This is a genomic window from Desulfosarcina sp. (assembly GCF_041551955.1).
GTDB lineage: Bacteria > Desulfobacterota > Desulfobacteria > Desulfobacterales > Desulfosarcinaceae > Desulfosarcina.
The window spans coordinates 1-22235 of the sequence record NZ_JBFELV010000036.1 but is presented as its reverse complement, the minus strand read 5'-3'; the positions used below and the strand labels follow the sequence as shown (position 1 = coordinate 22235).

Below are 22235 nucleotides of genomic sequence, written 5' to 3'. Positions count from 1 at the left end.
GGAAGGGACTGACCTGCTGCAGCGCCTCGGCGCTCATGTACCCATTGGTCACGAATATGTTTTTGAGCCCCTGGCGGTGGGCCAATTGTGCCGTGTCGCAGGCAAACTCGAAAAACACCGTCGGTTCGGTATAGGTGTAAGCGATGCTGGTGCATTTTTTGCGCTGGGCAGCGGTCACCACCTGTTGCGGCGTCGCCACATCTCCCATCACCATGCCGTCGCGGTCGGCCGGCATTTGGGCGATGTCGGCATTCTGGCAGAACCGGCATTTGAAATTGCAGCCGACCGTGGCGATGGAAAAAGACCGGCTGCCTGGCATCAGGTGGAACAGCGGTTTTTTCTCGATCGGGTCGTCTCCGGCAGCGATCAGGCGCCCGTATACCCGTGTCTCCAGAACGCCATCCCGGTTTTCCCGCACCCCGCAAAGTCCCCGTTTACCGCTGCCGATCAGGCAGGTATGGCTGCACAGACGGCATCGGACGCGCTGGTCCTGCAAAGTTTCGTAGAGCCAGGCTTCCACGCGGGTGGGCTCCTTTCCTTCCGGGCGGCTTTCCTGCCATGGGAACCGTTTGCCCGAAAACAGAATTTTTTAATTTAAACAGTTATTTGAATCTTTTGTCAAATGATTCTCACTAAATTCGACCAATTATTGGAACGAAAAGGTGGGCGCATTTCACGCCGGATTACTGCGGCGAATCGTCAAAACCATTGGACGGGGCCATGCCGGAACAACCGGCCGTACCGGCTGCAATGCGGCCGACCTTTTTGGGCTGGTATCGGATGGCCAGGGGACGCGTTCGGAACCGGGGCACCAGGGTGACGACGATGCCGGCGAAGGTCCCGAAAGGGAAACGCTGGACCAGGCCTGAGCCTTCGAAATGCTTCATCCAAGCTCCCCAGGGACCGGGAAACTGGCAGACGGTGCGCCAGCAAACGGGGACCGGTCCCATCAGTTGCCGGACCATGCTTTTTATTTCCCAGACGCTGAAGAAGTTGGCCCGGTTGTATATGGTCGGGGTGAATATACCCTGTACCCGCCGTCCGATGCCGGTGAGGGCATAGCGGTTCAAGAATCCGATAAACACGCGGTCTTTGGCAACCCGAAAGGCTTCTGCCAGGGCTTTTTTCGGGTCGTCCACAAATTCAAGGCAGGTAAACAGGCAGGCATGGTTGAAAGAATTGTCGTCAAAGGGAAGATCTTCGGCGAACCCACGATACAGAGAGACGCGATTGCCCAGCGTTGTGGACAAGATGTCCAGCATGTAGGGTGAGGGATCGATGCCTGTCACGTCGAGACCCTTTTCCAATAGCGGTTCGATCGAGGCCCCGGTGCCGCAGCCGATGTCCAGCACCGACTCCCCGGCTACCGGATCCAGCATTCCCAGCATGAGACGGCTCTCCAGGTCGGCGGCCAAGCGGTTCTTGCGCTTTTGCATCCACTGGTGGTAGCGTTTGGCATCGTGAAAGTCGAAAATATAACCCATGAGAATAAGTGTATTTAATTACAGCGGGTGAATCAAGGGCAACCTCCTTAATATATTTCTTGATCATCGAGTTGCAAGTTGATTGTATGAAACCATTATTCAGCGATTCACGAGGAGGCCGACATGAGCGACACATTTCAGGTGCACCCCATCGGATGGATCCGTAAAACTGGCCATACCGTCCGCATCGAGATCGACCCGGCTTTCCAGGACGGCCTTCTGGGGCTGGAGGGTTTTTCGCACATCATCGTCTGCTACTGGTTTCACGAAAATGACAATTCCGCAGAGCGCCGCCGGCTCCAGGTGCACCCGAGGAAAAACCCCTCAAACCCGCTCACCGGTGTCTTTGCCACCCACGCACCGGTGCGCCCCAATCTGCTCGGCATATCGGCTTGCCGGGTGATATCCATCGCCGGGACTACGATCCATATCGATGCGATCGACGCCCGCAACGACACGCCGGTGATCGACATCAAATGCTACCTTCCCGACAATCTGGATCCGTCGGAGATCCGGTTGCCGGAGTGGATTTCAGGGTCCGGGTAATCAAAAAAACGGCAGATCATGAACCGCGGATCAACCTTTTGCACAAACACCCCGGCCACTTTTATCATGCAATCGCCAATCAATCATCAAACCGACACCCCCACTGAGCGGCTTCGCGGGATAGTGGATCGTGTCACCTACCACAATGCCGACAGCGGTTGGTCGGTCCTTCGCGTCCTGCCGTTCGACAATCCCCACCAGCCGCAAACCGTGATTGTTCACCAGACCCGGGTTTTTGCCGGTGCGACCATGGAATTTATCGGTGCCTGGACAATCAAACCCAAATATGGCCGGCAATTCAACGCCACCCGTGCCATCGAGGTCAAGCCGGCCACCAGCGCCGCACTGGAGAAGTACCTCGGATCGGGGCTCATCAAGGGAGTTGGACCCAAGACGGCCAAAAAAATTGTCAGGCACTTCGACAAGGAAACGCTGGATATTTTCGAAGGAGATATCGGCAGACTCACCGAGGTTCCGGGGATTGCAGAAAAAAAACTGGAGACCATCAGCGCCGCATGGATCGAACACCGTGCCGTCCGCGAGGTCATGATGTTTCTGCAATCCCATGGGATCAGCACGCTCTATGCTGTCCGGATTTACAAGGCATACGGGGACCAGGCCATCGCTACCGTCACCGAAGACCCTTATCGACTGGCCAGGGATCTATACGGCATCGGTTTTTTTTCAGCGGACCGGGTTGCCCTGAGCATCGGTTTGGAAACCGACAGCCGGCAGAGAATCATGGCGGGGATCAGCCACGTGTTGGCTGCCAGCAGGGACTTCGGTCACTGCTACCTGACCGAAGCACAAATCAGGGAGCGGACCCATGACCTGCTGGCTCTGGACGTGGGCGGCCGCCTGCCTGAATTGCTGGATGACATGAAGGCCGGTGGCCTGTTGATGATGCGCGGATGCGAGACTCCAGACGGGGGTGCTGAAAATCGTTATTATTCAAAGACACTGTATTTCGACGAGTTATATGTGGCCCGAAAGATCGCCCGCTTGGGCGGGGCGGTTGCCATCGATATGGATCGGGTGAACCGCTGGATCGGCAATTACTGCCGCACCACCCACATTCGCTTGAGTGACGAGCAGGCGGCGGCTGTCCGGGGTGTCGTGGGCAGGAAATTCTCCGTGCTGACCGGCGGTCCCGGGGTGGGCAAGACCACCACGACCCTTGTCCTGGTGAAGCTGCTCGACGCCCTCAACGTGCGGGTGCTGCTGGCCGCCCCCACCGGCCGGGCGGCGCAGCGGATGACCGATGTCATCGGCCGTGAATCGAAGACCATCCACCGGCTGCTTGAATGGCAGCTTGGCCGGTTCAAGAAAAACGAAGAGAATCCCCTGGATGCCGATTTTCTGATCGTGGATGAATGCTCCATGCTGGACATCAGCCTGACGGCATCCCTGCTCAAAGCGGTTCCGGAAAGGGGTCAGGTTCTTTTTATCGGTGATGCCGACCAGCTGCCTTCGGTGGGCGCCGGCAATGTCCTGCGGGATGTCATCGCTTCGGGCAGGGTGCCTTCCTTTCGCTTGACCCGTATTTTCAGACAGGCGGAACAGTCCCTGATCATCAAATACGCCCATGAGATCAATCGCGGCGACATGCCATACATCGACTCGCCGTTTAAAAAGCCGGAGATATGGACCAACGGTGCCGACTGCTTTTTCATGGATTCGGATGAAGCCACTGGGGAGCAGCTGCGTTTTGTAACTAAAGTGAAACGGTTTTATGATGCACGGCTGTCCGCCTCGGCGGCGGGAGCAGGGGAGAATCTTTACGAGTTTCGAATCAGCGAGCCGGTTGTCCCCTACGAGAAAGAACTGACCATACCCAAGAAATTCGAACACATCAATCTGGATCAGGTGGTTCGGGCCGGCACTCACGTCGAAGAGCTGGTTTCCGTCCTGAAAAATATCCACCCTTGGTCTTCGCTTCACTATGGGCTGACGGCGTTGGACGTCGTCAAAAAATTATATCTGGAATGGATCCCCAAGTATTGCGGCCGGAATTGTGAAATCCAGGTGCTCTCTCCCATGACACGGGGCAGTCTCGGCACCCTGAGCCTGAATGCGATGATTCAGGAGGCGGCCAACCCCCCGTCAGCGGGTAAACACCAGTTGAACGTGGGGGAACGGGTCTTCAGAACCGGAGACCGGGTCATCCATCGCAGGAACAATTATGACCTGGGCGTCTATAACGGTGACATCGGCGAAATCGTTCGGATCGACAACCAGGCACTGACCTGTAAGGTTTCCTTTTTCCCGGACAACCGGATGGTGGATTATCAACGGGACGACATCGTTGAACTAGACCTGGCCTACGCTATTACGATCCACAAATCCCAGGGCAGCGAATTTGAAGTGGTCGTCATTCCGGTGCTCACCCAGCATTTCAAGATGCTATTCAGGAACCTCCTTTACACCGGCCTGACGCGTGCCCGGCGGCTGGCAGTGTTAGTGGGCACCCGCAAAGCCATGGCCATGGCGATCAGAAACCAGGACACCAGCCAGCGCCAGACGATGCTGCAGGACTTAGTCAGGCAGTGTTAAGGGAGAGTTATTCGGGTTACCTTGTGGATGTTGGCCGGTCATACAAAAAGCCGGCATTCTGCGAGCCCCCCAATCCGTTGGCCTTCAGCCTGAAAACCTTCCCACCGTTTGACATTGCCGGGTCATTTTTCTATAAGCGGCCTGGATCAGAAGAAGTTCGACCATCGACGAATCAAAAGCGTTTTTTCCACCTATCATTTCACCTAATAGTTGAGGAGGCCCGATGACTCTTTCTCCCCTTACCGCCATTTCCCCAGTGGACGGACGCTACCGGAGGGCCACCGCCGCCCTGTCCGACTATTTTAGCGAAGGTGCCTTGATCCGCTACCGGGTCCGAGTGGAAATCGAATACTTCATCGCCCTGTGCCGGCTTCCCCTGCCTCAACTGGTGGATATCCAACCGGCGGTGTTCGACCGCCTGCGGGAAACCTGTCAAACGTTCACCATGGACGATGCGGCTGCGATCAAGGAGATCGAAAAGACCACCAACCACGATGTCAAGGCGGTAGAGTATTTCGTCAAAGCAGCCTTCGACCGGCTGGGCCTGTCCGCCTACAAAGAGTTCATCCACTTCGGCCTGACTTCTCAGGACATCAACAACACGGCCGTGCCCCTCTCCCTGAAAGAGGCCTGGCAGGCCGTGATGCTGCCGGCGTTGGAAGCGACGGTGGCCGACCTGACGACCAAGGCCCGACAATGGAAGCCGGTGCCCATGCTGGCCCGGACCCACGGCCAACCCGCGTCGCCCACCCGGCTGGGCAAGGAGATCTATGTTTTCGTGGATCGGCTGACCCAACAAATGAAGCTGCTGGAGACGGTGCCTTTCGCCGCCAAATTCGGCGGCGCCACGGGGAATTTCAATGCCCACCACGCAGCCTATCCGGCCATCGACTGGATCGCATTCGGCAACCGGCTGGTCAACGACGGGCTGGGGCTGCACCGCTCCCGAATAACCACCCAGATCGAACACTACGACCACATGGCCGCGTTTTTCGACGGCGTAAAGCGGATCAACACCATTTTGCTGGACCTGTGCCGAGACCTGTGGGCCTACATTTCCATGGATTATTTCAAACAGACCATCAAAACGGGTGAAATCGGCTCCTCGGCCATGCCCCACAAGGTCAACCCCATCGATTTCGAGAATGCCGAAGGCAATTTGGGCATCGCCAATGCCGTGCTGGAACACCTCTCGGCCAAACTGCCCATCTCCCGGCTTCAGCGGGACCTGACCGACTCCACGGTGACCCGCAACATCGGGGTGCCGCTGGGCCACACCCTCATCGCCCTCAAATCGCTCAAACGGGGGCTGGACAAGCTGATCCTCAACCAAGACGCGCTGAAAAAAGACCTCGACAACAACTGGGCGGTGGTGGCAGAAGGCATTCAGACCGTGCTGAGGCGTGAGGGCTACCCTAAACCTTACGAGGCCCTGCTGGCGCTCACCCGCACCCACGCGGCGATCGATCAGGCCGCCATCGTCGCCTTTATCGATACCCTGGATGTGGCCGAGCGTGTCAAGAAGGAACTGCTGGCGATTACGCCGGAGAGCTATACTGGCATCCACGACTTCTAAGGCGTGTCCATCCAGAAATGGCATTGTTCGGCCCAGGCCGGCGTTCTCACTCTGGCGACATCCTCGACCTATCACTGCTACGCCTGCGGTTTTACCATCGTTGCGGCTTTGGCCTGAACCAAAAACCACCATTTCTGGACGGACACGGATCTGGCCTATTCAACAGCGACTACGGGAAAGATTCATAGATCGATGCACACTTTATAGGAACTGAAATCACCGGTTGTATCCGCCATGCCTAAACTGTATCTCAAAGAATACGCGCGCGCCCTTGCCGGCAGGGAGGTTTTTATCGCCTGTCGTGAGGGTGTTTTGCGTGATCATTTTCAGGAGATCATCAGCGACATCAAATTCCTGGCCCGCCACGGCGCCTTGACTGTCTTCATGCACAACATGCCCAACCGCTTCGCCAACCAGAAGCTGATTACCCGGTTGGCGAAGCGGTTGCCTGCTACCGCCATTGTTCGGGTTCCCCCGGAGGTCGATTTTTACGATGCGGTACTCAACCATCAAGAATCCATGTTCAAGGTCATTTTTCTGGAGCGCCGGTATCTGATTGACCACCAGGGGAACAAAATCAACGCCATTACCACCTGCCGGATCCTTGAATCGCTGGCGGATTTCGGCGACCTGATCGCCAACGTCAACTTCAAAGGCGCCATGGCGTGCATTTGCCGCAAGATCGAGGCCGGTCAGTGTGACCGCGTGCACATCCTCTCGGCAGGTAAAAACGCCATCAAACACGAGCTCTTCACGGTGGAAGGGGCGGGAACACTCATCGCCAACAACTTCCAGGAAACGTTTCGCCAGGTGAAGACCGACGAAGATGTGGCGATCGTCCACCGTATCCTTGAGATGTACAAGCGTTCGGGTTTTTTGAAACCGCGCACCAAAGCATACCTGAAAAAAAACCGGCACCGGTTTTACGTCACCGCCATCGACGGCATCGTCGTGGGTTGTGTGGAGCAGAAAATCATCGATTCACAGACCGTGGAAATGGGGGCTTTGGCCATATCCACCCGCTTTCGCAACCAACGGGTGGGTGTGCATACGGTAGCATCCTTCATGGCGCTGATGAAAGCGCAGGGCTATCATCGCTTTATCTCCCTGACCAACAACCCCCGCCTGGAGGCCTTGTACCATCAGTTGGGATTCGTCCAGGAGAGCCGCCCAGAATACCGGCACAGGCAGGAGCAGAGCCCGGATGTGAAGATGTTCTGTAAAATCGATGAACCGGTGGTTTGAACGAGACGGGTGATCCGGCAGTATCCGGTGATCGTTATCCGTAGCCTGCCGGATCCATATGCAGAGGGCTTATGCCAGTCCGATCAGCTTCAACGACTCCTGTGCCTCGAAATAGACATTTGTCTCGTAAGTGAAGCCGGGAATGCCGAAATAGGTAACACAGCGCTGGGTGACATAATCGAGGCCCAACGCCAGCTTGGTCTCGTCCAGGTCAAATACCTCGACGGCCCTGATTCCCTCTTCCGTCCCTTTGATGTAAGGCCCTTTCATGCTCATGAAATCAGGCGGGGGAACGATTTCCAGGAAGCGCTTGCCGACTTTTTCGGCGCTTTCCTGGGGAAAGCGCATTGCATTGATGATGACCATCTGTCTACCTCCTTGCTTTCGGCCAACAACGGTATCTTGCTGCCGGCATCGATGATTGTTGATCGCGGATGGTTGGCCTTCAAACGGACCGTACCGTTTGAAGGCTGGGCATGGGCAATTTCATGGGACCGTTCACCATCATTCTCACTCCTGAACGATATCACGTTCAATCATTCACCCTCGGCGATTCACGGCAGGGGCATCGGTAAGAGACGTCACGATTGCAACCGATAGAATTTTTTTTCATCAAACGAACAAAAGAAGCGGCGGGAACGACTTGCATGAGGAGAGGCAGAGACGGACCGGTATCACATGCGACCGCCTATCCGCACAGCTATCCTGAATCAATGATATGTCCGACCCCAAAGACTTGTAAACCCCATAAAACCATTTAGCCAACCATGATGCGATATACGGGGAGACAACCGATCGGATAATTTTTTTTTCGCTGGGCAAGTATGGGGGGCTATTGCGATTCGTCGGCGAGGCGCTGAATGGACCGGTGAAAGTGATGGCGCATCATCGCTTCGGCGTCGTCGCTGCAGATGGCTTTGATAATGGCGTGATACTCAATCAGTCGTCAATCAGCGGTCTGCGTCGTGCCTAAAACGTCGTTCAACGCGGCTTCGACTCCCGCCATAATTTCTGAGCGAAGTTCGGGGATATCCCGCAATTGCCTCATGATGCGGATCATGGCCTCCCAATCGTAGGATGGGGCATCGGAATCCGCTTTTTCAGGGGCGTTGACTTTATCATGAAGGCCGCCCTCCAGGTAAAGCAGGCGGTAGTAGCCTTTTTCGGCCCTGAGTCCCGCTTTTCCCGGTGGTCGATTTTTCGGTGACCGCGCATCGAGGGCGATTTTAAAGGCTGCGGCGATCATGCCAAAAAGGCGCGCGTGTTGTTCGGGCGTCAACACAACATCCCGCAGTTTTTCCAAGGTGGTGTGATCGTTCAATGTTACCCTCGACCGGTTTTGATGATAGGCGACCGAATACTTCTACGATTCAAGGTAAATGCCTGCGCTCCTTTTCTAACATGGTGTCGGGCCATTCAAACGTCAACTGTATTGCCCTGAACCCGGATAAGCGGTATATAGACGTTAAGATAAAGGAGAACATCAGTGCCAAAAGCCAGCAATCTTCAAAAAGGTCACATCATCAACATTGATGACCACCCTTACCAGGTTAAACAGATCGATGTCCACACCCCATCGGCGCGGGGGGCCAACACTCTGTACAAGGTCCGATACGCCTCGCTGATCACCGGGCAGAAACTGGACCAGTCCTACAAGGGCAACGACACGCTGGAAGAGATGGTGGTGGACAAACGCCGGGCGAGCTTTCTCTACCGGGACCAGAACCTGTACACCTTTATGGACAGCCAAAACTACGAGCAGCACACCCTGTCCGAGGAAACCCTCGAAGGACAGATCCCGTGGTTGATCGACGGCCTGGAAGGCATCACGATACTGCTCAGGGACGGTCACCCCCTGTGCATCGAACTGCCCCAGGCCATCGATCTGGACATTGTGGATACCGCCCCGGTGATCAAGGGTGCCACAGCCACCAACCGGAACAAGCCCGCCACGCTGTCCAACGGGGTATCCGTGCTGGTACCCGAATACATGACCGCCGGAGAGGTCGTGCGGGTGAATACGGAAACCGGTCAATATATGACGCGGGTCAAAAACTGATACATCGACCCCTCCCCGCGGTCCCGATGAGCGGGATCTTTGCTTCCCTTCGACAAGCCGCGGGGAATGCATTCGCTATTGCAATTCAGCCTGAATCCGCAATGCAGCCCATGCGAAGCCATGGCGGTCAGGCATGACGGCGCCGGTGACCATCCATCGGTCTTCGCAACCGTGCAACGCATGTCGGCAGGACTTGCCTGAACGGGGACATGCGGCAACCGCTGATAAAGGAGTAACCATGACGGACTACCGACTCACCCACCCGGTAACCGATCGTAAGGGTGCCACCTTGTTGGCCACAGGAACCCACCTGACCCACCAGGTCATGGAGACGTTGTTCAGCGGACAGGCAGCCGCCAATAAAACCTGCCGTTTGCTGGACTACCAACAGATCCGGTCCGATCTGCTGGGCTTTTTCGCCTCATCCCCCTACGACCTGATATTCCAAGACGCTCGTCGACAGCAAGAATTGCTCGACATCGCCGGGGATGTCGTCCTGCCTGAACCGGTCTTGGAATCACTCTATCACTTTCGCAAGTTGGACTTTTACACCTATCGCCACGCCCTGCTTGTTTTTGCTCTTTCCATTATCATCGCCCGGGAATTGATCGACGACAGGGCAGCCTTGCTCCAGGAAGTCATGGCCGGTCCCACCCACGATGTCGGCAAGCTTTGCGTTCCGCTGGAAGTCCTGACCAAGGAGAAGCCGCTCACCAAGGCGGAGCATGCGCACTTGCGCCACCACGCGCTGGCCGGCTACGTGCTGCTGAGCTACTACTTCCAGGACCCTGGTATTCTTGCCGCCGAGGTGGCCAGGGATCACCATGAGCGCAGGGACGGCAGCGGATATCCGATAGGTGTTTCAGTCGACAACCTGATGATCGATATCATTATGGTCAGCGATGTATATGACGCCCTGATATCACCGCGGCCCTACCGCCCAGTCTCCTTCGATAATCGCAGCGCCCTGGAAGAACTTACCCGTCAGGCCGAGGCCGGCATCATCAGCGAAATCGTGGCCCGGGTCCTTGTGGCGCTGAACCGGCGTTCTCAACCCCATTTCAGTCGGTGTGTGATCTCCACTGAACGCCGGGGTTCCCCACCGTCAAAAAATCTGTATGGGGTCATCGATCCCAATGATTAAAACCGACGGACGAAGCGAAGATGCCAGTGCGGCAACGTATCCTAGATGCCGGCCAAGCCGTTAGGAACGTGGCGTTTTAACCGCTCACCGACGATTCGGCTATAAGAAAAAATTCATGTTCGGTCGCGTCAACGTCTCCGGATTCCCACTGAAAAAGATCATCAATTCGTCCTTCACGGCTTTTAGATTCCGGGCATTGCCGATCCGTTTATTAAAGCTGTGGGCGAATTTAAAATTGGCGCTGTAATAGAGGGCAAATTTCTTATATCGCCGAAGCGCCCGTCGGTCGTCAAAATTGCGTTCCATCAGGTCCAGCATGGCAAAGGCCGTGCGCCGGTAGATTCCGTTGTCGGGAGAAAGCAGGCCGGTCATCTGGGCCATCAGCCAAGGGCGGGCAATGGCCATTCTGCCGATGGCCACACCGTCGCAGCCGGTGGTCTGCAGCATTCGCAGGCAATCCGTTTCATCGAACACGTCACCATTGCCGAACACCGGAATAGTTACCGCATCCTTGACCCGTTTGATATAATCCCAGCGGGGCGGGCGGGAGCGCCGATCCGGGGCCACCCGGGGGTGAAACGTCAAGGCGTCGGCGCCGGCCGAAGCGAATCGCCGGGCAAGATCGACCGGAATGGTCGGATCGTCGATCCACCCCGTGCGAAACTTGACGAACAGCGGGATGGTAATGGCCCGGCGCACCGCCTCGACGATTCGGGCAGCCTGGTCCGGTGTCTTTAGCAGGGCCGCCCCGCACCGTTGCTTGCAAATGGGGGCCACCGAGCAGCCGAAGTTCAGGTCCACCCCGTACAGGCCCTTTTCCTCGATGATTCGGGCCGCCGCCGCCATGGTCATTGGGTCGGCGCCGAAAATCTGCATGACCAGGTGCTGCCGCTCCGCCTCCCGCCAGCTGAAATAGGCGGAACCGGAACGGACTTCCTGGGGAATGCGTCTGGCGCTGCACATTTCTCCAAAGAGCAGGCCATACCCGCCGAAACCGGCCAACAACTCCCGGAAGGCGATATGCCCCAAAAGGGTCATGGGTGCCAGGACCAGCCGGCCGTCGATCCTGGTCCGTCCGATGGTCAAGGGGCGATTAAGCCGTGAAGCAAGGTCTGATTCCATATCAGTTCTAAGATCAGGTCTTGGGCTGCGTTGTCGGTCGTCGCAGTATTGCAATACGGCTTCCTTGCTCCAGCCTTGTCCAAAACCTTATCTTAGAACCGATAGACAATGTGGTTCAGCTCGGCCAGACGAGATGTTGAGGGTGGCAGTAAACCATCAGGCTGTTGCCCTTGCCCAGCGACGCCAGGGTAATGTTCAGGGCCGTGGCCAGTTCAACGGCCAGGGCAGTGGGTCGGGAAACGGCCAGAATGACAGGAATCCTTGCCCGAGCTGCTTTTTGGACCAGTTCGTAGCTGATGCGTGACGAGAGGGTCAGTAAGTCTGCTTTAGGCAGTCGTCCGTCGACGAACAGGGACCCGATGGCTTTGTCCAGGGCATTGTGCCGGCCCACGTCTTCGGCCACGGACAACTGATTGAACGCATGGTCATAGATGGCCGCGCCATGGGCGGCGCGGGTTTTGTCCCTCAGCGGTTGGTAGTCGCCCAGGCGGAGCAGTCGGTCCAGGGCGCCCTTACCGTTCAGTGGTTCCCCGTCAACCAGCGGCGAAAGTGCCTGGACCAGATCGGCGACAATGGATTTCCCGCAGATGCCGCAGGATGTCTGGCTGATGTACGTGCGTCGATCCAGATGCTCGGCAATCTTCGTCCGCCGCTCGGCGGTGAGGGTGACCGTGACCACATTGGTGTCTTCACCATCGCAAAAGGCTATGTTGGTAATATCCCCGGGGTCGTCCACGATGCCCTCTCCGAGGCAAAAGCCGGCCACGTGAGCCTTTTCCTCGCCCGGCGTACGCATGACAACGGCATAAGCTGATCCCTGAATCCGGATCGAGAGGGGCTCTTCTCCGATGAAAACCATGGATTCGGATCGCTCCTGTCCGTTTTCCACAATGGTGATGTCTCGATGACTGGTCAAGATGGTCTTCCTTTTCTTCTGAGAACATGCCAACCGTTGCAGCGGTTAGGATATGAGCGCCTTTCGTTTCCCTGGAAACGCCGGTACGGCTATCCTGTAACTACAAGGAATTGCCGGTTCTTGTCCACGACTTTTCCGATTCCCATGGCCGATCAGTTTTTTCTTGACAACGGTGTCGGAAAGTTTAATATTTCTTATTTTTTGAATCCAGGACTAAGCGATTTGTTTTCATAGGAGGGCAGAAACATGTATGCAGTGGTTGCCACAGGCGGTAAACAATATAAGGTTGCGGAAGGTGATGTCCTCAGATTTGAGAAGCTCACCGGTGACGTCGGGTCACCGATCGCTTTCGACAACGTCCTTATATTTTCCGATGGCGAAAATGTCAAGATCGGCCAACCCGGTGTAGACGGGGTAACGGTCCATGGGCAGATTGTGGCCCAGGGCAAGAGCAAGAAAATCCTTGTTTTCAAATACAAGCGCAGAAAGCGGTATCGCCGCAAACAAGGTCATCGCCAGCCGTTCACGGCCGTTCGTATCGATCGTATCGAAGTGTAACCCTTTTTCCGAAACACCTGCAAGGGTTGCCGAATCACTTGTTCATCCGTTCGGTGCCCTTTTGTTATTGAGGAGGAAACCATGGCCCACAAAAAAGCAGCCGGCAGTTCAAAAAACGGTCGAGACAGTAACGCCCAGCGCCGGGGCATCAAGCGCTATGGCGGCCAAGAAGTGCTTGCCGGCAATATCCTGGTAAGACAGGTCGGCACCCGAATCCATCCAGGCGTCAATGTCGGAATTGGCAAAGACTATACTCTTTTTGCCCTGATCGACGGTGTCGTCACCTATGAAAGAAAAGGCCGAGACCGTAAACAGGTCAGCGTCTATGCAGCGTGAAATTCATAGACGAGGCACGCATTACCGTCCAGTCGGGCAAAGGCGGCGCCGGATGCGTCAGCTTGCGGCGGGAAAAGTACATCCCCAAAGGCGGGCCTGACGGAGGTGACGGGGGACGCGGCGGAGACGTTATTCTCAAAGCGACCACCAAAAAGCGTACCCTCTACCACCTGCAGTTTCAGAAGCTTTGCAAAGCCAAAAACGGGTCTGGCGGCCAAGGTAACAATCGGGCTGGAAAAGGCGGCGAAGACCTGATCATCGAACTGCCTCCCGGCACCCTGGTGGTCGACGCCGATACCGGAGACCTCATTAAAGACCTCGTCGAACCCGACGAGGTCTTTGTCGTTGCAAAAGGAGGCCGGGGGGGGCTGGGAAACGCACGGTTCAAATCATCGACCAACCGGACGCCCCGCTTTGCGCAGCCGGGTGAACCCGGCCAGACCCTGAACTTGCGGCTGGAGCTGAAACTGCTGGCCGATGTGGGTGTCGTGGGGCTGCCCAATGCCGGGAAATCGACGTTGGTTGCCGCCATGTCTTCAGCCAGGCCCAAGATCGCCGACTATCCTTTTACCACCCTGACACCGAACCTGGGTGTGATTCAAACCAACCACCGGGAGCCTTTTATCATCGCCGATATTCCCGGGTTGATCGAGGGAGCCCACACCGGTAGCGGCCTGGGTATCCAGTTCCTGCGGCATGTGGAGCGGACAAGGGTGCTGTTGCACCTGGTGGATGTCGCCGCCATCGATTCCGATCATCCGCTCAGGGACCTCGATACGGTCAACCGGGAACTGCACCAGTATAGCCCAACACTATCCGAAAAACCCCAGCTCGTGGTATTGAACAAGATGGATGTGGCCTGGGCAGAGGATGCGGCCACACTTTTCAAACAAGCCTTCGGCAAGGGCGACCTGCTGACGATTTCTGCCGCCACCGGCAAGGGGCTCGATCGGCTGACAGCAACCCTGTGCAACCTGCTGGATCAAATGGATGAAGCGCAATCGGAAGAAAAAGAATAACGCCTTCAGGCGGGCCGTCGTCAAGGTGGGCAGCAATGTGCTGACTGCCCAGGCCGGCCTTAACATCGATGCCATTTCATCCATCAGCAGCCAGATTTGCCGGCTGCTGGACCAAGGCATTCAGATCATTCTCGTCTCTTCGGGAGCCATGGCCTCTGGCATGAAAAAAATGGGTTTTCCCAAACGACCCGAAGCCATTCCCAAGCGACAGGCCATTTCCGCCATCGGTCAGGCGGGCCTGATTCGTGAGTGGGAGAAGGCCTTTGCCCGGTTCGATCGCAAGGTGGCTCAGATACTACTCACCAGCGACGATCTTGTCAGTCGCAAACGCTACCTGAATGCCAGAAATACCATGAACACCCTGCTCGAATGGCAGGTGGTGCCGATTATCAATGAAAACGACACCATCATGGTGGAAGAGATCAAACTGGGGGACAACGACAATCTGGCGGCCATGATCTCCCTGCTGCTGGATGTCGACATTTTTATCAACCTTACCGATATCGACGGCCTGTATGACAAGGATCCCCGGGTCTGTCCGGATGCCCGTCTAATCCCCCGGGTGGCCACCTACAGCCGGAGCATCGAAAAGTATGCCGGCGATATTCCCGGCGCCTTGGGCACCGGAGGCATGTTGAGCAAGATCAAAGCCGCCCGCAAGGTCACTGCATCGGGGATACCCATGGTGATTGCCAAGGGGTACCGGCCGGACATCCTGATTCGCCTGGCAGACGGAAAGGCCCATGGCACGTTCTTTGTGCCTCGGGAGCAAAAACTGAACCGAAAGAAATGCTGGATCGGCTACACGGTCAACCCCCAGGGAACACTCGAGGTCGATGCCGGGGCCGCCAAGGCATTGATGAAAAACGGGAAAAGTCTGCTGCCCAGCGGCATTGTCGGCGTGCAGGGCCAGTTCCCGGTGGGCGCCGCGGTGGCCGTGGTTACTGAAGAAGGCCAACTGGTCGGCAACGGGCTGGTGAACTACCATGCCGAGGAGATCCGAACTATCATGGGCCTCAGGACCAGCCAGATCAAAGCCCGTCTTGGCCAGAAAACCTACGATGAAGTGATCCACCGGGACAATCTGGTGATCACCGGAGAACCCGGAGCCGTCTGAGCGCCAACTTTTTTTTCAGAGGAAATACCATGGATATCGATCGCACCATCCGTCAAATGGCTCGCGACGCCCGGCAGGCCGCCGGCGTGATGGGCTGCTGCGCAACGGACCGAAAGAACCAGGCCCTGACGAATATGGCCGACTTGTTGGCGCAGCAGACGGAAACGATCATTAAGGAGAACCGCAAGGACCTGAAGCGGGCCGGGGAAGCGGGCCTTTCAAGTGCCATGGTGGACCGGCTCACCGTCTCGGGGCAAACCATTGCCGCCATGGCCGGCGGTCTCCGGGAAGTGGCCGCCTATCCAGACCCGGTGGGCACCATGGGCGAAACGCAGGTGCGGCCCAACGGATTGCGGGTATCCAAGATGCGCATTCCGCTGGGCGTCATCGGCATCATCTATGAGTCGAGGCCCAATGTCACCATCGATGCCGCCGGTCTGTGCCTGAAGTCCGGCAATGCCGTCATACTCAGGGGCGGTTCCGAGGCGCTACATTCCAACCGGGCCCTTGCTGGAATTATCGGCCAAGCCCTGAAATCGGTCGGATTGCCGGCCCAAGCCGCCCAGGTGGTGCCCATGGAGGACCGAGCGGCGATCAACGCCCTTCTGCTTCAGGACGACTTTGTGGATCTGATCATTCCCCGGGGTGGTGAGGGCCTGATCCGATTTGTGGCGGAGAATTCAAGGATCCCCGTCCTTAAGCATTACAAAGGGGTCTGCCATGTTTTTGTGGACCAGTCGGCCGACCTTCAAATGGCTGAGAATATCTGTTACAATGCCAAGGTACAGCGGCCTGGGGTGTGCAACGCCATGGAAACGCTGCTGGTCCACCAACAGGTGGCGCCAGATTTCCTTCCGGCCATGGCCCGGCGATACGATACGGCTGGTGTGCAGCTTCGGGGATGCCCGGAAACCTGCGCCATTCTCCCCGGCATACCCCCCGCTACCGATGCGGATTGGCCCGCAGAGTACCTTGACTTGATCCTGGCCGTTCGGGTGGTAGCGAATATGGACGATGCCATGGCCCACATCGCCCGATACGGATCGAACCACACGGAGGCGATTGTAACAAGCGATTACCGCCGGGCCCACCGGTTTGTCCGGGACGTGGACGCCTCGGTGGTGCTGGTCAACGCCTCCACCCGGTTTAACGACGGCGGCCAGTTGGGGCTGGGCGCCGAAATGGGCATCAGCACGTCAAAACTGCACGCCTTTGGTCCCATGGGGCTCAACGAATTGACCACCCAAAAGTTCGTGGTTTTGGGCGACGGCCAGGTTAGGGCGTAGCCCTTTGCAAGGCTTTGAGATAATTAATTTGGGCTGCGTTATCGATTGTCGCGGTACATCACAGTGCGGCTTCCTCCCTCTAGCCTTGCCCAATTAATGATTTGAATGCCCTGGGGAACAGGTCATGCGAGCTGGCATATTCGGGGGAACATTCAATCCGATCCATAAGGGTCACCTGATGGTGGCCGAACAGGTTCTCCACCGATTCTTCCTGGATCGGCTTTATATAGTCCCCTGCCGGGTGCCCCCCCACAAATTTCCTGCATTCCTGGCACCGGCGTCCGAGCGGATCCGAATGATTCAACTGGCCCTGCCCGCCGATACCCGTTACTGCCTGTCTGACGTCGAAATCCGGCGTAAAGGCCGGTCGTACACCATCGACACGGTGGACCACTTCAACACACGGATCACTCCCGGTGCCGTGCTGTTTCTGATCATGGGAATGGATGCCTTTCTGGAGATTCATACCTGGAAAAGTCATCGACGGTTGCTGGAGGCGGTTCAACCGGTGGTGGTGTCGCGATGGGTGGACGGCAGGATGCCAGCCGGCGACGATGTCAGCCGGATGGACGGCTATATCCGATCCGGGTTGTCAGGGGATTATCATTATCTCGACGAACAGTCTTGCTGGCACCGGGCCGGCAAGTACAAGATCCACCTGCTGCCGATCCAACCCATAGACATCTCGTCCAGCCAGATCAGGCAGCGAATCAGGGAAGGAAAAAAAGTTGGTGACCTTGTTCCATCGAAAGTCAACGCTTATATTGAAAAAAAGGAACTTTATCGATGACCAAGACGAGTGATGCTGAACTGGACGTTTACGTCAAATCAGCGCTTGGCAAAAAAGCCAAAAACCCGGTCCTTTTAGACGTCGGCCACCTCACCAGCCTGGCGGATGCATTTCTTATCTGCCACGGGACGTCCAACCGCCAAGTCAGCGCCATCGCCGAACATATCCAGCGGGACCTAAAAAAAAAGGGCATCAAGGCCCAGAGTGTCGACGGCCTCAAGGAGGGGCACTGGGTGCTCATGGATTACGGGCACGTGGTGATCCACGTCTTTTTCGAAAGCACGCGCAGTTTTTACAATCTGGAAGGGCTGTGGTCAGATGCCCGGCGCATCCAGACGGAGAGCTTGAAACAGGTGGTCGACTGTCCGGATGACGATTGCGAGGTGGATGAATCGGTCTTCATCGAATAGCGCCAATTTCAAAACGCCCCATTTCGGCCAATATTGGCGTTGGGACTCACCTTTCAATCCTCGACATACTCGATGTATGCCTCCGGTTGAAATGATCGCCCGCCTTGATATTGACCGAACTGAAACGATTTGAAACAGGCGCTAGTGCCCATAAAAAACCATGGGGGGAAAGATAATGCAGAAAAAGACCCATATGCTGATAATTCTCGACGGATGGGGAATCGGCGTCGACGAGCCGACCAATGCGGTGATGATGGCCCATACACCGTTTCTGGACAGGCTTCAATCCAGCTATCCATCGACACAACTGCGCTGCTCGGGCCAGGATGTGGGGCTGCCCGAAGGCATCATGGGCAACAGCGAAGTGGGGCATATGAACATCGGTGCCGGACGTGTCGTCTACCAGGACCTCGTGCGCATCGACAAAGCGATCGAAGAGGGGGCCTTCTTCGAAAATGCAGCGCTTAGCGCCAACATGGATGCGGTGGCTTCCCGGGGCACGGCGCTGCACCTGATGGGTTTGTTGTCAGATGGCGGTGTCCACAGCCAGCTTGCCCATCTGTTGGCCCTGCTGGACATGGCCCGGCAAAAAGGGCTGTCCAGGGTCTTCGTTCATGCTATTCTCGACGGCCGGGATACACCGCCTGACGGCGGCGTGAACTATCTGAAGCAGCTGCAGGACCATATCCAGGCCATCGGCAACGGTACCGTTGCCTCCGTCTGCGGCCGCTACTTTGCCATGGATCGGGACAAGCGATGGGATCGGGTGGAAAAAGCCTACCGGCTCTACACCGAAGGCCATGGCCGGGCGGAAACCGATCCGGTGGCCGCCGTTAACTCAGCCTACCACCGTGATGAGACCGATGAATTCGTCCAGCCGGTGGTGATGGTCGACCAAAGCGGCCAACCGGTGGGAACGGTGGCCGACGGTGACGGCATCATCTTCTTTAACTTCCGCGCGGACCGTGCCCGGGAGATCACCCGGGCATTTACCGAAAAAAAATTCGATGGATTCGAGCGCACGGTGGTTCCGGCACTTTCCGGCTACACCACCATGACCCTGTACGACGAAGCATTCGACCTGCCCGTGGCCTTTGGCCCCGTGCACCTGGAGATGATTCTCGGAGAGGTCCTGAGCCGACAGGGACTCTGCCAGCTGCGTATCGCCGAAACCGAGAAGTACGCCCATGTGACCTACTTTTTCAATGGCGGTGAAGAGACGCCGTTTGATAACGAAGAACGGTGCCTGATTCCCTCTCCACGGGATGTGGCCACCTACGACCAGAAGCCAGAAATGAGCGCCCCCCAGGTGGCCGACGAAGTGGTTGCCCGGCTGGATTCGGATAAATACGATTTTATCGTGCTCAATTTCGCTAACATGGACATGGTGGGCCACAGCGGGGTGATGGCCGCCGCTGTGAAGGCCTGCGAAACGGTGGACCGCTGTCTGGAAAAAGTGGTCAGCAAACTCTGGGAGAGAGATGGCGTAGCCCTGGTAACCGCCGATCACGGCAACTCGGAAAAGATGGCCGACTCCGACGGCAAACCGTTTACGGCCCACACCACCAATCCGGTTCGCCTGTTGCTGTTGGACGACAATCGAAAGGGGGTTCGCCTGCGGGAAGGCCGTTTGGGCGATGTTGCGCCGACTGTTATGGAACTGATGGGATTGAAGAAACCGGCGCAGATGACCGGACGGAGTCTTTTGCAGACCTAAAAGCCGTCACAGAAACCACTTCAAGGCGGAACCAGGATCATGCCAAGGCGTTTCCCTGTTCCGACGACCCGGATCTCAGCGGTCCGACAACGTGATGTCCACGTTCAGTTCATCGGCAACGGCACGCAACCCCTTTTCCACAGGATCCATGGTGGTGTCATTGGGTATTTGGACCCGGATGTCCATGATGTACATGGCCGTACCGCTTTCCGGGGAGGCCTTGACCGTGGATTTGAGGTCGACGATATTGATGCTGTGGCTCGCCAGGAAACGGCTGACCTTGTAGACGATCCCTGCTTGGTCCAGACCTTCCACATGCAGGCCGCGAGTCATGACATGCTGGCTGGGTGTGGTCATCTTGCGTGCCTCCAGCGGGCGGAGAAACGCGGAAATCCCCTTTTCCTGCTCCAGCCGGCGGCAGGCCGTGGACAGCGGGCCGGCCACATCCGCCGACCCGGCCGTGAAGAGCAGGATCAGGGTGAATTCCCCGGCCAGCAGGGTCATGGATGTGTCCTCCAAGTTGCAGCCGTTTTCATACAGAATCCCGGTGACGTCGGCAACGATGCCGGGCCGGTCCTTGCCGAAAGCGGTCATGATGAATCGTTGTCCCATAAAAACTCCTCTCCGTTGATGATATGTTGTTGGTGGCCGCGACAGCCCGTTTAACCTTTCCTTTGGTTGCCAGCGTTGGCGGCGGTCCTTGGTTGATTGCATGAAAAAAGAAAATTACCGACAAGTCGGCAGCATGCCGTCCAAGACGAGCGCCAGCGCCCTGGAGAGCGCCTTTCGGATGCTGACCCAGCGGGACCACACCCGCAAGGAGTTGGCTGTCAAACTTCGGCAAAAGGGATTTGACCATACCACCATTGAGCGTGCCTTGGCACGATGCCGGGAACTGGGGTATCTGGACGATGCCAAAACCGCTGCGATGATCGCCGGGCATCTGGCCGAAAGGGGATACGGCCCCTTGCGGGTTCGCCAGACTCTCGGGCAGAAAGGGCTTGACGATGATTTGATCGAACAGGCGTTGGCCCGTTGCGGTGATGAGGAGGCCCAGGTGCTCAGCGCGCGTTGCCTATTGGAAAAAAAAGCGTCTCGTCTGAACCGCGAGGCCGACCCATGGAAACGCCGACAGAAGGCCTACCGGTTTTTAGCCGGCCGGGGGTTCGTGTCAGGCGTTATCAACCGTGCCATCTCCGACGTCTGAGACCCAGCCTTCAGCGGCGCAGATAACTAAAGTCGGCGTCGGGCCGCCCCACGAAACAGGATCGGCTGAATCTGTAACGCCGGATAACGGATAACGCCTGTCGTGCTTCGGTCTGGGCTGGGCCGAAATCGAACAGCCATCGGCGGCCGGACACGATTTTCCAGCGACCTTGGATGTTGCTTACCGCGACGGTCTTCGGGTCGAAATCCACGCAATCTTCACCGGCTATGGCTCCCGACGGGCTACCGCCTTTTGCCAGCATATAGGAAAATAGGGGGTTCGGACGGCCGACAAAGCAGGCGCGGTCCATGCGATAGTGACGAATCACCTTCAGCGATTGATCGGCGGCGGCCTGGTTGGGACCAAAATCCAACAGCCAGTGTTCAGCGTCGACGATTTTCCATCTTCCATTTACCTGGCGAACGCAGAGGGCGGCCGGGTCGAAGCGAACGCAATCCGCCTTTCCCGTGGGTTTCATCTGCATCAGCGGCTGGGTGACGGAAGCCTCTGTATTTGTTCGTGTCCACCGGGTAGCGACAAATCCGCCGGTCTTATTTACGACCCGCAGATCGTTCCCGTCATTTTCGAGCACCAGTTCCAAGTTGCCGGCACCCGTTGTCCGCCCCTTGGGAACATCGGCCCAGTTTCCCTTGATGCGGGTTCCAAAAAGGCGCCCGGAAAATACGTTTGACCATTTAGGCTGTGCATCGGCGGCTTCACCATACCAATACACATAGCCGTCGGTCTGGCGCAAATAATAAATGCCCCCGTCGTTTCCGGACCATCGGCCGCTCAGGTCGCCCCAGGCAGCTGTGGTCAGCACGGTAACAAGAAGCACACTTGCCAAAAAAATGTTTTTCACGATGAAATACCAATCCAGAAATCGTGAATGGGACGCATCGAAAGGGTCGGCAAAGCGGACGCCACCATGTCACGATTATTTTGTTTGACGCAAGGTGTCGTTATTATCGTTTTCTCACCTCTGCCGATAAAACCATCTCCTCCAGTGCCGCGTAGGATTGTGCACCCACCAGCCGCTGGTCGTTGAGGACAAAGGTGGGGACAGCGGTAATTCCCAACTCACGGGACCGTTGCCAGTCCTGGTCCACAGCATCACGATAGGATCGCTGGTCCAGCACCACCTGTGCCG

24 protein-coding genes are annotated in these 22235 nt (G+C 56.9%); 15 read left to right on the top strand and 9 right to left on the bottom strand.

From position 1 onward, the window contains the following. Positions 1-520: radical SAM protein (locus ABYV26_RS04910; RefSeq protein WP_372678724.1), on the bottom strand; the 520-nt coding region annotated here is incomplete at its 3' end. A 163-nt stretch (positions 521-683) separates the two neighbouring features. Continuing rightward, positions 684-1484 (bottom strand): class I SAM-dependent methyltransferase, encoded by an 801-nt coding sequence (locus ABYV26_RS04905; protein ID WP_372678722.1) that lies wholly within the window; start codon positions 1482-1484, stop codon positions 684-686. A gap of 123 nt (positions 1485-1607) precedes the next feature. On the opposite strand from ABYV26_RS04905, the gene tsaA reads away from it, so the two are divergent. From tsaA to ABYV26_RS04885, 4 genes are all read left to right on the top strand, one after another. Continuing rightward, complete coding sequence (gene tsaA, locus ABYV26_RS04900) at positions 1608-2030, top strand: tRNA (N6-threonylcarbamoyladenosine(37)-N6)-methyltransferase TrmO (RefSeq protein ID WP_372678720.1); 423 nt, start codon at positions 1608-1610, stop codon at positions 2028-2030. A gap of 66 nt (positions 2031-2096) precedes the next feature. Then, entirely contained in the window at positions 2097-4583 is a 2487-nt protein-coding gene (locus tag ABYV26_RS04895) for an AAA family ATPase (RefSeq protein WP_372678718.1), read from the top strand. Between the two features lie 223 nt (positions 4584-4806). Next, a complete protein-coding gene (gene purB, locus ABYV26_RS04890; RefSeq protein ID WP_372678716.1) occupies positions 4807-6159 on the top strand; it encodes an adenylosuccinate lyase in 1353 nt (450 codons plus the stop codon). 234 nt (positions 6160-6393) lie between these two features. Further along, positions 6394-7404 carry a GNAT family N-acetyltransferase gene (locus ABYV26_RS04885; RefSeq protein ID WP_372678715.1) on the top strand — a complete coding sequence of 337 codons (1011 nt, stop codon included), beginning with the start codon at positions 6394-6396 and terminating at the stop codon, positions 7402-7404. 69 nt (positions 7405-7473) lie between these two features. Here the strand turns inward: ABYV26_RS04885 and ABYV26_RS04880 are convergent, their stop codons facing one another. Both ABYV26_RS04880 and ABYV26_RS04875 read right to left on the bottom strand, forming a co-directional pair. After that, positions 7474-7770, bottom strand: a complete 297-nt coding sequence (locus ABYV26_RS04880) for a hypothetical protein (protein WP_372678713.1) — start codon at positions 7768-7770, stop codon at positions 7474-7476. 580 nt (positions 7771-8350) lie between these two features. Beyond that, positions 8351-8725 (bottom strand): hypothetical protein, encoded by a 375-nt coding sequence (locus tag ABYV26_RS04875; RefSeq protein ID WP_372678711.1) that lies wholly within the window; start codon positions 8723-8725, stop codon positions 8351-8353. Positions 8726-8890: 165 nt separating this feature from the next. Between ABYV26_RS04875 and yeiP the strand changes: the two genes are divergently transcribed. Both yeiP and ABYV26_RS04865 read left to right on the top strand, forming a co-directional pair. Continuing rightward, positions 8891-9463: an elongation factor P-like protein YeiP gene (gene yeiP / locus ABYV26_RS04870; RefSeq protein WP_372678709.1), complete on the top strand. Its 573-nt coding sequence runs from the start codon at positions 8891-8893 to the stop codon at positions 9461-9463. A 238-nt stretch (positions 9464-9701) separates the two neighbouring features. Continuing rightward, the gene (locus ABYV26_RS04865; RefSeq protein ID WP_372678707.1) at positions 9702-10607 is read left to right on the top strand and encodes an HD-GYP domain-containing protein; all 906 of its coding nucleotides are present in this window, start codon (positions 9702-9704) and stop codon (positions 10605-10607) included. A 99-nt stretch (positions 10608-10706) separates the two neighbouring features. On the opposite strand, the gene ABYV26_RS04860 is transcribed toward ABYV26_RS04865, so the two are convergent. Then, entirely contained in the window at positions 10707-11729 is a 1023-nt protein-coding gene (locus tag ABYV26_RS04860) for a tRNA dihydrouridine synthase (protein ID WP_372678705.1), read from the bottom strand. 115 nt (positions 11730-11844) lie between these two features. After that, on the bottom strand, positions 11845-12645 hold the full coding sequence (fdhD, locus tag ABYV26_RS04855) for a formate dehydrogenase accessory sulfurtransferase FdhD (RefSeq protein ID WP_372678703.1): 801 nt from the start codon (positions 12643-12645) through the stop codon (positions 11845-11847). Between the two features lie 246 nt (positions 12646-12891). Between fdhD and rplU the strand changes: the two genes are divergently transcribed. From rplU to gpmI, 8 genes are all read left to right on the top strand, one after another. Further along, positions 12892-13203, top strand: coding sequence for a 50S ribosomal protein L21 (rplU, locus tag ABYV26_RS04850; RefSeq protein WP_372678701.1), 312 nt, complete (start codon positions 12892-12894; stop codon positions 13201-13203). 81 nt (positions 13204-13284) lie between these two features. Then, the gene (rpmA, locus tag ABYV26_RS04845; RefSeq protein WP_372678699.1) at positions 13285-13539 is read left to right on the top strand and encodes a 50S ribosomal protein L27; all 255 of its coding nucleotides are present in this window, start codon (positions 13285-13287) and stop codon (positions 13537-13539) included. Continuing rightward, positions 13536-14558, top strand: a complete 1023-nt coding sequence (gene obgE / locus ABYV26_RS04840) for a GTPase ObgE (RefSeq protein ID WP_372678697.1) — start codon at positions 13536-13538, stop codon at positions 14556-14558. Before rpmA ends, obgE begins: the two co-directional genes overlap by 4 nt. Then, a complete protein-coding gene (gene proB / locus ABYV26_RS04835; protein ID WP_372678695.1) occupies positions 14530-15675 on the top strand; it encodes a glutamate 5-kinase in 1146 nt (381 codons plus the stop codon). The genes obgE and proB overlap by 29 nt, the downstream gene beginning before the upstream one ends. Positions 15676-15704: 29 nt before the next feature. Beyond that, entirely contained in the window at positions 15705-16961 is a 1257-nt protein-coding gene (locus ABYV26_RS04830) for a glutamate-5-semialdehyde dehydrogenase (protein WP_372678693.1), read from the top strand. Positions 16962-17085: 124 nt separating this feature from the next. After that, positions 17086-17751 (top strand): nicotinate-nucleotide adenylyltransferase, encoded by a 666-nt coding sequence (gene nadD / locus ABYV26_RS04825; RefSeq protein ID WP_372678691.1) that lies wholly within the window; start codon positions 17086-17088, stop codon positions 17749-17751. After that, positions 17748-18161: a ribosome silencing factor gene (gene rsfS, locus ABYV26_RS04820; RefSeq protein WP_372678689.1), complete on the top strand. Its 414-nt coding sequence runs from the start codon at positions 17748-17750 to the stop codon at positions 18159-18161. The genes nadD and rsfS overlap by 4 nt, the downstream gene beginning before the upstream one ends. A 175-nt stretch (positions 18162-18336) precedes the next feature. Beyond that, on the top strand, positions 18337-19878 hold the full coding sequence (gpmI, locus tag ABYV26_RS04815; RefSeq protein ID WP_372678687.1) for a 2,3-bisphosphoglycerate-independent phosphoglycerate mutase: 1542 nt from the start codon (positions 18337-18339) through the stop codon (positions 19876-19878). Positions 19879-19953: 75 nt separating this feature from the next. Here gpmI and ABYV26_RS04810 read toward each other — a convergent pair whose 3' ends face one another. After that, complete coding sequence (locus ABYV26_RS04810) at positions 19954-20490, bottom strand: glycine cleavage system protein R (RefSeq protein WP_372678685.1); 537 nt, start codon at positions 20488-20490, stop codon at positions 19954-19956. Between the two features lie 100 nt (positions 20491-20590). Here ABYV26_RS04810 and ABYV26_RS04805 point away from each other — a divergent pair, with 100 nt between their 5' ends. Beyond that, positions 20591-21085, top strand: coding sequence for a regulatory protein RecX (locus ABYV26_RS04805; RefSeq protein ID WP_372678683.1), 495 nt, complete (start codon positions 20591-20593; stop codon positions 21083-21085). A gap of 10 nt (positions 21086-21095) precedes the next feature. Here ABYV26_RS04805 and ABYV26_RS04800 read toward each other — a convergent pair whose 3' ends face one another. Further along, positions 21096-21947, bottom strand: a complete 852-nt coding sequence (locus ABYV26_RS04800; RefSeq protein ID WP_372678681.1) for a hypothetical protein — start codon at positions 21945-21947, stop codon at positions 21096-21098. A gap of 103 nt (positions 21948-22050) precedes the next feature. Next, positions 22051-22235, bottom strand: a 185-nt coding sequence (locus ABYV26_RS04795; protein ID WP_372678679.1) for a DsbA family protein, incomplete at its 5' end; no start/stop codon positions are given.